Source organism: Parapedobacter luteus, assembly GCF_900168055.1.
GTDB classification, from domain to species: Bacteria; Bacteroidota; Bacteroidia; order Sphingobacteriales; family Sphingobacteriaceae; genus Parapedobacter; species Parapedobacter luteus.
In genome coordinates this window covers 684,964-699,848 of the sequence record NZ_FUYS01000001.1, presented here as the reverse complement: position 1 = coordinate 699,848, position 14,885 = coordinate 684,964, and the positions used below count along the sequence as shown (strand labels likewise).

Here is a 14,885-nt window from a genome sequence, read left to right as displayed (position 1 = left end):
TACTTGTAACTTTTAGAAAATATGTCATCGTAATGGTTATGCTCACGTTCGGCACGACGTACGGGCAAACCTTGCAATTTACAGGCACTGTACAAGACGAAGGCGGACAAGCGTTGGCCGGAGCGTCAGTACACATCGGCGAAGAGGTCGCACCGCAGATCACCAACCAATCGGGAACGTTTTCTTTCAGCGGCTTAACTTCTGGCAGCTACACCTTGAGGGTAACACATGTGGGCTACCTCGAATACACCCAAGCTATCACGTTGGAACGCCAGAAGACGGATATTGCCGTCCGGTTGGTTGCTCAATCGACCATGCTTGAGGATGTGACCGTCACCGGAAAAACGGAAACGCAGCAGGCACGCGAACAGGCCATCCGGGCCGTCGTGGTCGATACCCGGGCTATTGCCGAACAACCCACCACGTTAGCGGAGCTCATGAACCGATCACCGGGCATACGAATCAGGCAAAGCGGCGGATTGGGCAATATCGTAGATGTCTCCATCAATGGGTTCCAAGGCAACTCGGTTCAATATTTCCGCGATGGCATACCGCTTGAATACCTGGGCGGCGGATATGGTATAAACAATGTCCCAATTAATTTGCTGGAACGTGCAGAAGTATACAAAGGGGTCGTACCCGTTTCGCTTGGAGGAGACGCATTGGGCGGTGCGGTAAACCTCGTGACACGAAGGCATGTTGGCACGATGCTGGACATCTCTTATGAAGCGGCATCATTTAACACGCATATTGCCAACATCGCTGCCTACCACAGCAATGCATCAAACCGCTGGTTCGTGGGCGTTGACGGGTTTTATAATTATTCGGACAACAATTACAAGGCAGATGTTGAAGTGATCAACGAAAGCGCGAACCCCACCCCTGCCACGGTATCGTTATTCCATAATGGCTACCGGCACTATTTTCTGGAGGCATACGCGGGGATCAGCAATCGGGCCTGGGCGGATGAACTGAAAATTTCCTTAGCTCGCTATGATATTGATCGTGAATCGCAGCACCCGGCCCTGATGACCAATCCGTATGGTGCATTAATGGTTTACAACCAAGGCTGGGTACCCAGTCTGCGCTATAAAAAAAATATTGGCGGCAAGCTGGCGCTGGACCAATTCGTTTCGTATAGCATCCTTAACCGTTCACGTGTTGATACCGTGGGAGGTACCTTTGACTGGTTTGGAAACTTTACACCTCACGGCGGAATCGGGGAAAGCCCGAGGCGCTCACTGTCCGATATCGACTTCGATAACATCATCAGCCGTACGAACGCAGCGTACGACATAAGCGAAACGCATAGACTCGAAGCCAATGTCGTGTTCAACCACAACAGACGCGTCGGCGAAGACCCCTACGGAATGCGTTTTAACGGTACAGACATCGACATTCTCTCCCGAGCGGCAATTTATGCGAAAACCATTGCGGGAATTACCTGGGAATCGAAGTGGCTTGATGGCCGCTTAACCAATCAGCTGGTTGGCAAATTTTTCCATTTCCGCACGCGGGGCATCAACGGATTCATGGCCAATGCAACCGACCTTGACCATTACACCTCATCAGCCAACAGCAATTGGGGCATCGGCAATGCGATGAAATACACCATGGGCGACCGCCACCTGCTCAGGGCTTCATTTGAGTTGACCAACCGGCTCCCGCGCGAAAACGAACTGTTCGGCGATAACGATACCCGTGCTCCAAATTTCGATTTGGAGCCGGAACGAAGCTTCAACGCAAACCTCGGCTATCGCTACCAAACGCCTACGCTTGCCCTGGAGGTAACCGGCTTTTATCGTAAAACAAGCGGCATGATCTTATTGATTCCGGTTCAACCGCCCTTTGCGCAATACCAGAATCTTGATAGTATCCGCGGGTATGGCTTTGACATCGACATTTCTTACCGCATCGGCCAGTACCTGCGATTAAATGGCAATGCGACCTGGCAGGACAACCGGATGGTGGATGTTGGCGAAGGCACGCACAAATGGATTGAAGGTACGCGCCTGCGCAATACACCGTACTTCTTTTCGAATGTCGGACTTGCAGGCACTTTCCCTTCGCTCATTTGGCAAGACGACCGGTTGAAACCGTACATACATTGGAATTTTATCCGCGAATTCTATCTCAACCACATCCCTCGCGACCAAGAACCAGGCGGATTCCTCGGATTGTTCGGGAAGGCCGGTGTACCGGTCACTAACGTGGTGCCCAACCAGCACCTCCTTAACGCCGGTTTCACTTATTTTCTGCCTGCCCAACCGATATCGGTAGGCGTTGAGATTAAAAACCTGGCTGATGCCAAACTCTACGACTATTATAAAATCCAACGGCCAGGCCGGAGCTTTCATGTAAAAATCAATTACCATTTAACGAAAAAATCATAATCAAATGAAAAAATTCAATCAGTACACGCTTCTCATGCTACTCGCAGGTGGTACGCTAGCAAGCGCGTGTAGCAGTGATGACCCGACTCCAAGCCAATTGACGACAGACAAATACGTCTTGATTACGTTAAGTGACCGGGTTTCCGGCAACAAGGCCGGTTTTATCAGCGCCTTCGATGAATTGCCTACCGGTACCGTTTCCAATTCAGGGGCCGGTTCGCTCGAAGGGCAAGGAATGGGCGGCTGGCGGACGCATGGCAACAACATCTACAAAATGTTCCGCACTTCGGATTACGCCACGGGCATCGAAAAGATTAACGTCGCCGCCGACGGAACGGTCACCGCCGGACAATTTATCGCCTCCAAAAACCCAACAGAAGCCGACAAATACTTTGGAACGGGCAATTTCGTCATCAAGGATGACAACCTGGGTTACTATTGGGATGCTGCAGAACCTACCAAAATCCAGAAATTCAATCCCAGTACAATGAGCAATATCGGATCGCTCGACTTCGCTGACGCAATCAATGAACGCGGCGAGGACGGAACAGGGATCAATTTCCGTGCTATTGGCCAGAAATTTCTCGCTATCAAAGGAAACAAACTCTTTGCAAACCTTACCTATGCCAAGAATACCACCAGCCAGGGCCAGATTGGCTTTTTCGACGACTTCTATCCAGATGTATACATTGCCGTGATAGACTTAGGTACCGAGACACATGAAAAGACCATTGCTATCAAGAATACAGGGAGTATCGCCTATATCAATGAAAACCACATGTATGACTTCGATACCAATGGCGATCTCTACATCGTTTGCCAGGGCAGAAGTGCTATTGGCGGCCAGTCGAAAATTGTGCGCATTAAGGCGAACGAAACCGATATCGACCCTTCATGGGAACTCGATTTCGCGGGTGATTTTACCGATGCATACAATGGCAAATTTGTCGGCGTGTTTGCGAAAGGCGGCGAGCTCATCCTCACCGTCAATACAGGCCCGTTAACCGGCGGTCCCAATGGCAACATCAATTCAGCAAATATCTGGAAATTTTATGCGGTTGATGTAGCCAGCAAAGCGTTCACCGAAATCACCGGGGTACCTGTAGGCACCAATCCGGGTGCGGCCATGGCGGCTGTCGAAGTAGACGGAAAAATCCTGTTGCGCGGTTCGACCGTCAGCGGCGAAAACGGTTACTATGAATATGACCCCGCAAGCCATTCAGCCGAATTGTTATTCAATGTGAACGTTGGCGGAGCGGTATCGGGCTTCCACAAAATCGAAGTGCAGTAATGCGGCTTAAGGCATGGCTATACGCGTTGTTTTTGCTGGGCACGCCTTACGATAGCGCTGCCCAGCAACTGCTCACTGTGCGAGTGACGGACATCCCCCATACCCATGCTGGCGAGCCGATCTACATCACTGGCAATTTCAACCGCTGGAACCCTGCCGAGGAAAGCATGGTATTGCAACGGCACACCGATGGTTCCTATGGCATCCGTGTGCTGCTCGAAGATGTACCCAGTGACCGCCTGGAATTTAAGTTCACTCGCGGCGATTGGCATACTTCGGAATGCACTGCTGAAGGCCGCCTGGAAGGCCCCCGGCTTGCGATGCTTGACCGCGATACGACCATCGTCTGCCAAATCGAAGGGTGGCGCGATGATTTCCCGCCCTCCACGGCGTCCCCCAATGTACACCTGCTGGACTCCGCATGGTATATCCCCCAGTTGGATCGGCATCGCAAAATCTGGATCTATCTTCCGGAAGATTATGCAACCTCCGGTAAGCGGTATCCCGTGCTGTACATGCATGACGGGCAGCACCTCTTCGATGAAGCTACTTCCCGAGGCCGCATCGGCCCCATTGAATGGGGCGTCGATGAAGTCATCGACACGGCAGCGGAAAAATGCATTGTCGTAGCCATCAATCACCAAACGGATTACAAAGACCGCGTACCTGAGTTTTACTTCCGGCCCAACGAGGAATACCCCGAAGTGGAAGGCCCCCGGTACCTCCAATTTATCGTGGAGACCTTGAAACCCTACATTGACAGCCATTACCGCACCTTGCCCAGCAAAGCGCATACCGGCTTGGCCGGCAGTTCTTTGGGCGGATTGATCACGCTGTACGGAGGGTTGGCTTACCCTGATGTATTCGGCACGCTTGGTGTATTTTCGCCATCCATCTGGTTGGACCACGGCAATATCGAACAGGAATTAACTACGCTAACAAACATACAAAACATCCATACACAACGGTACTACTTTTATGCCGGCATGAGCGAAAACCGCCTCAAGCCCGACAGCACCTTCGTGCACATGCATGATGATGTGCAACGAGCGATGGGACTGCTGAAAAAAGCGGCAGCCCCCCAACTCAAGCTGTCGGTACGCGAAGATGGTAGGCATGGCGCACTGTATTGGCGCGAGGCCTTCCCCGCGTTCTATGACTGGTTCATAACGGGTACCCGAAAGCATGTTCAATAATCAGGATGTTTAACCATAATTTCAATTCACATGTTTACTATTAATTTCCGCCGTTCGTATTTCCGCGTTGGCACACTGGCCCTTGCTATGGCTTCAGTTACCGCAATGTCAAATGCCCAGACCCTCTCCAAATCGGCGAAGGTAGGTGCGGGGCTGTATGAAATAGCCGTCGATCACCGTGATGGCGCAGTTTACGTGGCCTCCGTGGGCCAACAGGGCAAACCTGGCGCATGCGTCTACAAGCTTGACCCCCAGACGTTGGCGGTGACCGACAGCATCGCGCTTGGCGAGGTACCTGGTTTCGGGCTCGGCATCAACCAAAAGACCCGTACACTCTACACCACCAATACCCGGTCAAATTCAGTGCATGCTATCGACCTGAAAACAGGCAAGATAGTAGCCACCATCACCAACGGCGCCGAACGCAGCCATACGCGCGAGGTGGCGGTGGACGAAAAAGCCAACAAGATTTATGTCTCTGACGTAGGCGATCCGAGTACCGTCTGGGTCATTGATGGAAAAACCAACCAATATGCGTATTCACTGGACGGCGCCGGAAAAACGGCGACAGGACTGGCTGTCGATAGCGACAAAGGATTGTTGTATGTAACCGCCATGGGTGATAACGAAGTGCTGGTATACCATACCAAAACCCGCGAAAAGATAAGGTCATTTCCCTCAGGCTCGGAAAGCCCTATCAACATCGCATTGGATAAAAAAGGCGACAGGCTTTTTGTGACCGACTCAAAAAACAGCGTGCTTACCGTGTTAAATGCGTCATCCGGCGAGCTGCTGCAAAAAATCACCGTCGGCGAAAACCCCATCGGTGTCAGCTTCGACGCAGCGCGAAACCGCATTTATACCGCCAATCGCCAAGGCAAGTCCCTTACCGTGGTTGATGGCAGTAGCTACGCCGTTATGAAAACCATCCCCACGGAAGGCTTATCCAACACGGTAGCTGTACATCCCAAAACCGGTACCGTTTATGTGACCAACAAACAAGTGGGCACCCGCGTACGTGAGGGACAAACACCGCCGACTCCCCTGCCCAATGGTGACACGGTAAGTTTAATCACCCCGTAAATTGGGTAAAAAAACCGTTTAATCAGTTAAAAATAAAAAAATGAAAGCAATAGCCAATCGCCGCGCGGCGGCATTAACCATCACAACAGTTGCCTTAACGGCAGCCGCCATCAATCCAATCACTGCCCAGACGCTCGTGAAGACCGAAAAAATAGGTGCCAACATCTATCAACCTGTCGTCAATCAGAAAGACGGGGCCGTCTTCATCTCTTCAGCCGGCACCAGCATGGTGTATAAATTGGATCCGACAACATTAAAAGCAGTGGACAGCATATCCACCCCTGAATCCGCCCCGATGGGGTTGGGTATCAGCCAAAATACGCAAACGCTCTACACGACCAACAGCCGTTCGGGACTTGTTGTCGCCATCGATATCCCCACCGGGAAAAAAACCATTATCAAGGCTGATGCGGACGGGCGTGCTCCGCGTGAAATCCGTGTGGACGAGAGCCGCGGTTTGGTTTACGCCAGCAGCGTGCGTGGCAAGGGCCTTTGGGTCATCGATGCCAAAACCAATAAATTCCTGAAATTTTATGGCGACCTCGGAAATGCCATTACCGGCCATTACGTTGATGAGCAAAACAATATCATTTATGCCACCGCGATGGGCGACAACGAAGTGGTGGTGGTAGACGGCGCCACCGGCAACGTGCTGAAGAAATTCGCCGCCCATGGCGAACGTCCTACGAACGTCCACTACGATGCCAAAGGCAACCGCCTCTTCGTGGCCAACCAGACGTCGGAAAACATCACGGTGCTGGATGCCGAGACCGGTGCACTTATCAAAGCCATTCCGACAGCCGCAGGCGCACTGGGCGTGAATTACGACCCACAGCGCGATCGTATCTTTGTTGCCAACCGCCACGGGCGGACAGTCAATGTAATTGATGGCACATCATTGGCGATCATTAAAACGTTTGAGATCGGTGCCCTGCCCAACACGGTGGCCATCAATCACCAAACGGGCGACGTATACATCACCAACAAGGAAGCCGTACGCGAACGTGGTGAAAACGCACCCGAACCGGTACCTGCACCAAATGCGGACTCCGTGAGCCTTATCAAGCCATAAATCAGTGATCAGTGGTCTGTGATCAGCGGCAGTGAATGACAAGTTTACGATTAGCGAACCCGCAGACCACTTTTTAATTTTATAAAAAAACATGAGCAGAAAAATAAAAACCAACTTGATCGCCCTTTTTTTCGGCATCTTTTGCGTCACGCAACTATGCGCCCAACCCATCACGGTGACAGACGTGGTCGGACGCGAAGTAACCATCCCTTCCCCGGCCAAACGAATCATCCTTGGTGAGGGACGGCAGCTAATCACCTTGAGCCTTTTGGTGCAAGATCCTGTGTCCATCATCGCCGGCTGGACGGGCGATTTCGCCAAATCCGGTGGCCTGCTGTATGATGAATACCGCAAACGCTTTCCGGCGATGGACAAGATTCCGCTGATTGGCACCTCGGGTAAGGAAACTGTCTCCACGGAACAAATCATCACCTTGAAGCCCGACTTGGCCATTTTCGGGGCCGGTTCCCACGGACCGGATGCCAAATCCACGGATATCATCCGCCAGCTGGAAGCAGCAGGCATTCCCATCATCTTCATTGACTTCAGGCTCCATCCATTTAAAAACACGGTTCCCAGTATCGAAGTGTTGGGCAAAGTGCTTGGCCAAGAGCAGAAGGCGGCTGAATTTACAGCTTTTTACAAGCGCCGGATGAACCACATTCAGGGCACGCTGGCCAGGCAAAGCGACCTCAAAAGGCCCAAGGTATACATGGAAATGATTCGCGGCAATGTGCCTCCGGGATCACCGGGCAAAGGCAACCTCGGCGAATTTATTGAATTTGTCGGCGGCAACAATATCGGCACCATCCTTCCCGGCGAAGTAGGCACGCTCAACATGGAATACGTGATCAGTGAACAGCCTGACGTATATATTGCCACAGGCATTGCTATACCCGGTGAGGCCGGATTGGTCATCGGGCAGAATGTATACACGTACCAAACTCAGCAAAGCCTCGCACAGCTCGCTGCACGCCCTGTCGTGAGCCCCCTTAGCGCCATCAAGCAAGGGAAAGTATACGGTATGTGGCACTTATTCTACGATTCGCCGCTTAACATTGCGGCTGTGGAAGCGCTGGCGAAATGGACGCATCCCGAACTGTTCGGCAAGCTACAGCCACACGGCGTATTGAAGGAAATAAACGAGCGATTTTTGGCAGTACCACTGAAAGGTGTTTACTTTGCGGAATTGAAACAATAACAGGAGAGCAGATTTGTCGACGACAACCACGGCCATCGAACAAGGGTACCGCAAGCAATTCGCCCGACGCATCATTTTACTTGTTGCTTTAGCCCTTGCCACGGCGCTATCCTTCTTCTTTGATATGGTCGTGGGACCTTCGATGCTTTCAGTAAGTGAGGTCTTCCAAGCTATCTTTTCACCTGGCGCCGTCGAGCTGTCCAGCAAAGTCATTGTATGGGAGGTCCGCATGCCGTATTCCATCATGGCCTTACTGGTTGGCGCGTCGCTCTCCCTGGCAGGCTGTGAGATGCAGACCATCATGAACAATGCCATGGCGAGCCCCTTCACGCTCGGCGTATCGGCCGCTGCGTCCTTTGGAGCAGCTCTGGCCATCATCATCGGCGTAAGCCTTCCCGGCGTGGCTGGCGATTGGATGGTCATTGTCAATGCCTTCGTGTTTGCGTTCGGCGCCACGCTCCTTCTACAGGCGCTTTCATCTACGCGCGGAGCTGGTCCGGAAGGACTGGTTCTGTTTGGTATCGCTTTGGTCTTTACGTTCAACGCCTTTACAGGCATCATGCAGTATATGGCCAGTGCCGAAGCCCTACAGCAATTTATCTTTTGGAGCCTCGGCTCCCTGACAAAGGCAAATTGGGACAATATTCCTTTGCTTTTCCTACTATTCGTGGTCATTGTGCCCTTCTCCTTAGCTGCTGCATGGCCACTCACCGCGCTGCGGCTCGGTGAGGATAGCGCACGGAGCTTCGGGGTGTCCGTACGGCGGCTCCGATTTCTGTCCCTGCTGCGCATCAGCCTGCTGACGGCCGGTTCGGTTGCGTTCGTTGGTACTATCGGCTTTATCGGTTTGGTTGGGCCGCACATTGCCAAGCTCCTGATAGGCGAAGATCATCGCTTTTCGCTGCCAGCAAGCATCCTTTCCGGCGCGCTGATCATGTCGCTGGCATCGCTGGCCAGCAAGGCCATCGTAGCAGGTGCTATCATACCGGTGGGCATCGTCACCTCGCTAATCGGCGTACCGGTATTCATTGCGCTCATCCTAAATAAGCGAAAACGTTAACGGCAGGAAGATATGGCTACACTACGCATCGACAACCTTCATACAGGCTACCCGGGCAAACCCATTATCAGCGGGCTCACCTTGCCTCCCCTGGTCAGTGGCGAAGTAACGATACTTACCGGGCCGAATGCCGCCGGTAAATCCACCTTATTGCGCGCGATAGCCGGCTTACTCCGTACGAAGGGATCCATCACATACGAAGGTCAGGACCTGGGTCCCCTATCGCCGCAAAAGCGAGCAGGGGTGGTCAGCTTCATGCCACAGAGCGTCCCTACGGATATCAACCTGTCGGTCATTGAGGCGGTGATCAGTGCGCTGAAAGCCTCCCCGCTGGACGCTGCCGGAGATGGCAACGAACAATTACATAATCGCGCAATTGCAGTCCTGGAACGCATCGGTATCTCGCATTTGGCATTGGAGCCGCTCAACCAGCTGTCGGGAGGCCAACGGCAGATGGCCAGCTTAGCACGCAGTGTAGTGCGCGAGCCGAAGGTATTGCTATTGGACGAGCCAACCAGCGCCCTTGACCTCAAACATCAGCTCAAGGTGATGCGATTGGCCCGATCCTTCGCCGCCGACGGCCGCATTGTGGTCATGGTATTGCATGACCTCAACCTGGCACTTAAGTGGGCCGACCAGGTCATCGTCATGGATAAAGGCACCATTGCCAGCCATGGGCGCCCCACAACAGCCATTACACCCGATATCATCGCCCAAGTATATGGCGTGGCGATTCGTGTGGAAATCTGTTCATTGGGACTGCCCAATCTTATCGTCGACAGGGAACTATAAGAATTTTCAGAACTTCAGCCCGTACAACTGTGTGCCCACATCCGTAATCATTTTATCGACCGAGATCAGTCCCCCACCGGATACATACCAGATATTTCCGGGCAGTGCCACAATTTTGTTGTTCCGATAGGCCGGTGTCTGCTTCAATTCATCGCTCAGCAGCCCATCGGTTTGTTTCTCGTCGCCCCCCACTGCCGAATCACGGTCGATCAGAAAGAGGTAATCCGGATTTGCTTTCTCCACCAATCCATCACCTTCGCTAAACCGATGGCCGGTATGGCTGGTGTCATCCAAGTCGGCCAACGACTGGCGAACCCCCAGTACATCGTGGATGAAGCCGAACCGCGAACCACTGCCATACGCGGTATGGCCACCCCGCACATGTAAGACAACGAAACCAGTATTGCCATCATCTTTCGTCTCGGTGGTAACGAGATCCCGTTTCTGCCGCAATGCAGCCAGCTTCTGCTCAGCCAGTGCTTCTTTGCCATGTAGCTTGGCAATATGGCGCACGTTGGTCTCAAAACTACGCCAGTAGTCTTTCGTATCGACACCGAGAAATATCGTTGGAGCGATCGTCGATAGCGAGTCATAAGCGTTCGACTGCCTGCCGGAGATGATGATTAGATCCGGTGCAAAGGCAGCAATCGCTTGGATATCCGGGCCTTTGACACCACCTAATTTGGCATATTTGTCACTTCTGTATTCCGGCAAGTAGGCCGGTACACTGTTGGCCACACCAGCAACCGGTATGCCCAGTTCGTGATACGTCTCCAGCGAACCGATATCAAAGATGACTACCCGTTCCGGATTTTTCCTGACTTGCGTTTCGCCAAGCTGGTGTTTAATCGTCACCAGTTCGTCCTTACCATCCGCTATACCGAGGCTGGCCATGCCAATAAAAGCAGCGAGCACCATGCCCGCTACTTTTTGGATAAAGGTATGTCGTTGCATAATCCGCCTTACCTTAATATTCAAACCGTGACAAAGCCGCTACGCCTTCCGCTTGTATCACTAACCCTGCCTTTGCTGTTGCCGTTTCCGGATCGATGACATATACGGTAGGCTGCGCAGACGCAGTGGTTACAGGGAAATACATTTTCCCGTTATCGGCAAACGGCAATCCCGTAGCCGAAATCTCATCTTTGGCCGGAAACCCTTCCCGTACCCAGCTAAAGGTCTTGTCTTGCATCTTTACGACGGCATATTGACTGGCAGCGGTGGTAGAACCGTATTCCAAATCGTTGTATACCTCCAACAAGAAATAGTCTTCGGTGATATGCCATACCTTGCGGAAACGGTAACCACCCGACATCTCCTCAATGTTGAAATAATAACTTTGGTCGAAATCCGCAGCCCCTTTGTTGATGCGCAACGCGCCGGCAGGCTTGGTGGTACTGCTTTCAAACGAACCGGAAAACACGTACACATTGCCCGCATCGTCGCTGGCAATCTGCGAATAATACTGCGAACGCATACGGCCCGAAGCATAGCTGATGCGGTCATCCCGGTAAATCCGCTTTACATTGAGGTTGGCGTCCAATGCGGCTACCCATACGCTATCCGGATGCGTGACAGGGCCGGTACTCCCCCCGCCGCCGGCTTCGGGATCTTTCGGTTCGGACACTACCAGCCCGGTGAGAAACTCGCCGTTGCCCAGATCGACGATGCCGGAAAAGGTAGCAAGCTGGCCGTTACCGGTGAAATTCTCCGTTACGATGTCCCGTTGCGTCATGGTATTGTGGTTGTCCAAGTCGATGAAATTAAAAACAGCCCCCGTCTTGCCATCCGTCAGTGTTTGTCCGCTCACACTTGTGACGACATACTTATCAAATGCCCCATAGGTTGTAAAGCGGGATGTGATTTGAAACTCATTGCCCACGGGGACCAGGTTGCCGCTGGCGTCCAAGCCGTAAGAAATGCCGATACCGGGATCGCCCTGTGCATAGATAAGCCCTACCGAAGCCTTGGTGCCATTGTTTACCCACATGGAATAGGTACGTGGTATCTCCACGCCATTTCCGACGATAGTTGCCGTGCCAGATTCCAAATCGTCGGCCGTAAGCAGGTAAGTACTCGAACCCGCGGTAGCGGCGATAAAATACCTTTCGCCGTTTCCGCCATTGCCACCAGCCGGCCCCGGACCATCATTTTTGCTGCAGCCCACGGCTGCTAAAAGCGCCAGGCCTATGCCCCATACGCTACCATTCATTGTTTTAACGTGTTCCATATTCATATTGTTTTTGTTTAACGGTTTATCCATTTCGTTTGATTAAGAAATAGCGTAGTTTGAGTGAGAAGCTCCTTCCCGGTTTTTGCAGGCTGAAATTGTCGTACAGCATTGCGTCGGTAAAATTGCGTGCTTCGAAGGCGATGTTGTATCGCCCGTTTTTCAGCATGTACGACATGCTGAAATCGTGGTATACTTGCCGGGGTAGCGTAGCTTTGGTGTTTTGATTGCCCAAACTTTCCCAATCCAGGAAAAACTCACCCACGAAGTTGAAGGTATAGCCCAGACTCAATACATTGCCTGCACCCCATAAATCGTGTATATAGTAAGCCGCATCGGCATTGCCAAAAAAATAAGGGACGTTGCGCATGCGGTTGTTGTAGGTCACGCTCAGGCGATCGCCCGTCGATGATGCATAGCGCTCTTTATTCCGCATATCCTGATAAGTCACATTACCGCCAGCCATGAAACGGTTTTTGTAATAATAGCGCAATTCTGCATCCACACCGATGTTTCGTACTTTACCATGGTTGCTGTATCCAGCCGTGCCATAGCGTTGCTCGACCAGCCGTTGGATATAATCCTTGATATCGCGGTAATAGCCGTTGACATCCACGTACACCGAATGATCATTTTGCAGCGTGCTATTCCAGGTAGCGCCCACATTATAATTGATGGAATGCTCCGCACGCAACGATGTATTGCCCGTCTCCAGCACCTCATCGCCAAACAATTCGTTGTCCGTGGGCAACCGGAAAGCCTTTTCAATGGAAGCCTTAAGTTGGAAATCCCGAAAGAAGTACGTAGAAGCCAGCCCGTAACCGGTGGTGCTGAACGATTCTGTGCGTTCGCTATAAGCGGTGCTACCCGCAACCTGCGAGGTGTCGATGGGCCCTGTCACGCGCTGGTAGTAATATTTGCCAAAGAGGTTGGTATTCCAGTTTTTATTGTGCTGGTAGCGGTACGAAGCGCCCAGTACGTTTTTTATGTTGGCGCGCCGCATCGTGTCGATCGACGAATAGATATCGGTGGCGGCTACGCGATCGGCATTTTTACGTTCATAACCGGTAATGACGTTATTGAATGCCAATGCGTGCCTTTCATTGAACCGGTAGGTCACATTGGCCGTGGTTGAGGCGTTATCGTTATAAAATTTACCCAGCGTGTAGCTTGATTCGCCAAGATATCGCGTAGGGCGGTATTCACCAAACCAGTTGTATTGGCGGGCAGCGGTATCGATGTTATGGTTATAGTTCCGGTTGTAGTTGGCGGTCACACGTACATGCAAATTAGCTATGAAGAGGTTCTTTTTCTCATAGGACAGCGATGGCAGCACCGTGGTGCCGCTCCGTTCGCGCATACCAAAAACGATCTTCATCAGATTGGAATGCTGGATTTCCGCCTTCTCCCGGCCCAGCGTAATGCCAAACAGCAGGCGATCGGCCCACGGTTTATTGACGAAGCCGACCTTGGCCATGACCGTTTCATTATGGTAGGCATCATTGAAGCGCCGCACCCAGTATTCCTCCCACGAAAAGTTGCCGGTTTGTACATCCAGTACGCTCGTGCGTACCTTATAATCATTGTCTGAATAGTTCTGGAATGCATTGAGCTGAAACGTGAAACCGCCTTTCGTCGTATGGCCTACACTTATATTGGTCTTGTGCGTGTTGAATGAACCATAGGAATAAGAAGCATCAAGATACGTATTTGCACGTTGGTTGGTCACAATGTTGATGACCCCACCCATTGCATCCGCTCCGAATTCAATGGGCACCACACCTTTGTACACTTCAATGCGGTCGGCAACGTTTACCGGGATGTTGTTGAGTTGAAAGGCAGAACCGAACCCGTCCATCGGCACACCGTCCATAAATAGCTTGATGTGCCTGCCCGTAAAGCCATTCAACGAAATGGACATGCTCGAACCCATACCACCGGTTTCCCGGATTTTCACACCGGACGCCCTATCCAGCATGTGGCCCAGGTCCAGGGTCGAATTGTAAAGTGATTTTGCATCAAGCGCTACCACATTGAACGGGGATTCACGCACCTCGGCAATGGCTGATTTACCGACCACCTCCACTTCCTGCAAGTGATAGTTGCCATCTTTTACCATCACAAAATCGAGCTTATGGTCTCCACCTACCTGAATAGCCAGGCTGACCGCCTGCTGCCTGTAGCCCACGAGCGTGCATACTATCCGGTGCCGACCTCCCGGCACCTGCAATTGAAATACACCGCCGGCATCGGTTACGGCCGAAAACGAACTGCCTTCGATATATACAGAGGCGTCCTGCAAAGGGGCTCCTTCTTCTGTCGTTACCATGCCGTGCAACCGGACGGAAGTATGCTGAGCACGAACGGAAAACGGGACAAAGCTCCACATCAACCCACTTATCAATACCAGCAGCACCAGACGGTTTACGTAAAAATTTCCAACAATCATTTACTATTTAGACTAATTATAAATATTTTTGCTGCAAAAATAGAAGCCGTAGCGCCATAGTACTTGCGCCATTGGTATTATTATTTGCAAAAAAATTGGCCGGCTATGGTGCCAGTTA

The 14,885-nt window shown here is 51.9% G+C and carries 11 protein-coding genes; 8 read left to right on the top strand and 3 right to left on the bottom strand.

The genetic code is table 11. The features are described from left to right. Window positions 1-32 precede the first annotated feature (32 nt). The 8 genes from B5X72_RS02815 (at window position 33) to B5X72_RS02780 (ending at window position 10,088) form a co-directional block, all read left to right on the top strand. Entirely contained in the window at window positions 33-2,393 is a 2,361-nt protein-coding gene (locus B5X72_RS02815; protein ID WP_079715293.1) for a TonB-dependent receptor, read from the top strand. Window positions 2,394-2,397: 4 nt separating this feature from the next. Next, entirely contained in the window at window positions 2,398-3,684 is a 1,287-nt protein-coding gene (locus B5X72_RS02810) for a hypothetical protein (RefSeq protein ID WP_079715292.1), read from the top strand. Continuing rightward, window positions 3,684-4,880 carry an alpha/beta hydrolase gene (locus B5X72_RS02805; protein ID WP_079715291.1) on the top strand — a complete coding sequence of 399 codons (1,197 nt, stop codon included), beginning with the start codon at window positions 3,684-3,686 and terminating at the stop codon, window positions 4,878-4,880. Before B5X72_RS02810 ends, B5X72_RS02805 begins: the two co-directional genes overlap by 1 nt. Window positions 4,881-4,910: 30 nt before the next feature. After that, window positions 4,911-5,963 (top strand): YncE family protein, encoded by a 1,053-nt coding sequence (locus tag B5X72_RS02800; protein ID WP_079715290.1) that lies wholly within the window; start codon window positions 4,911-4,913, stop codon window positions 5,961-5,963. A 40-nt stretch (window positions 5,964-6,003) separates the two neighbouring features. Further along, entirely contained in the window at window positions 6,004-7,035 is a 1,032-nt protein-coding gene (locus B5X72_RS02795) for a YncE family protein (RefSeq protein WP_079715289.1), read from the top strand. Window positions 7,036-7,126: 91 nt separating this feature from the next. Continuing rightward, the gene (locus B5X72_RS02790; protein ID WP_079715288.1) at window positions 7,127-8,236 is read left to right on the top strand and encodes an ABC transporter substrate-binding protein; all 1,110 of its coding nucleotides are present in this window, start codon (window positions 7,127-7,129) and stop codon (window positions 8,234-8,236) included. A 13-nt stretch (window positions 8,237-8,249) separates the two neighbouring features. Continuing rightward, entirely contained in the window at window positions 8,250-9,296 is a 1,047-nt protein-coding gene (locus tag B5X72_RS02785) for a FecCD family ABC transporter permease (protein WP_079715287.1), read from the top strand. 12 nt (window positions 9,297-9,308) lie between these two features. After that, a complete protein-coding gene (locus tag B5X72_RS02780) occupies window positions 9,309-10,088 on the top strand; it encodes an ABC transporter ATP-binding protein (protein WP_079715286.1) in 780 nt (259 codons plus the stop codon). A 6-nt stretch (window positions 10,089-10,094) separates the two neighbouring features. On the opposite strand, the gene B5X72_RS02775 is transcribed toward B5X72_RS02780, so the two are convergent. The 3 genes from B5X72_RS02775 to B5X72_RS02765 are packed head-to-tail and all read right to left on the bottom strand — an operon-like array spanning window position 10,095 to window position 14,767. Continuing rightward, on the bottom strand, window positions 10,095-11,042 hold the full coding sequence (locus B5X72_RS02775) for a siderophore ABC transporter substrate-binding protein (RefSeq protein WP_079715285.1): 948 nt from the start codon (window positions 11,040-11,042) through the stop codon (window positions 10,095-10,097). A 13-nt stretch (window positions 11,043-11,055) separates the two neighbouring features. Further along, window positions 11,056-12,318, bottom strand: coding sequence for a DUF4374 domain-containing protein (locus B5X72_RS02770; protein WP_176146068.1), 1,263 nt, complete (start codon window positions 12,316-12,318; stop codon window positions 11,056-11,058). 25 nt (window positions 12,319-12,343) lie between these two features. Then, window positions 12,344-14,767, bottom strand: coding sequence for a TonB-dependent receptor (locus B5X72_RS02765; protein ID WP_079715283.1), 2,424 nt, complete (start codon window positions 14,765-14,767; stop codon window positions 12,344-12,346). Window positions 14,768-14,885: the final 118 nt, after the last annotated feature.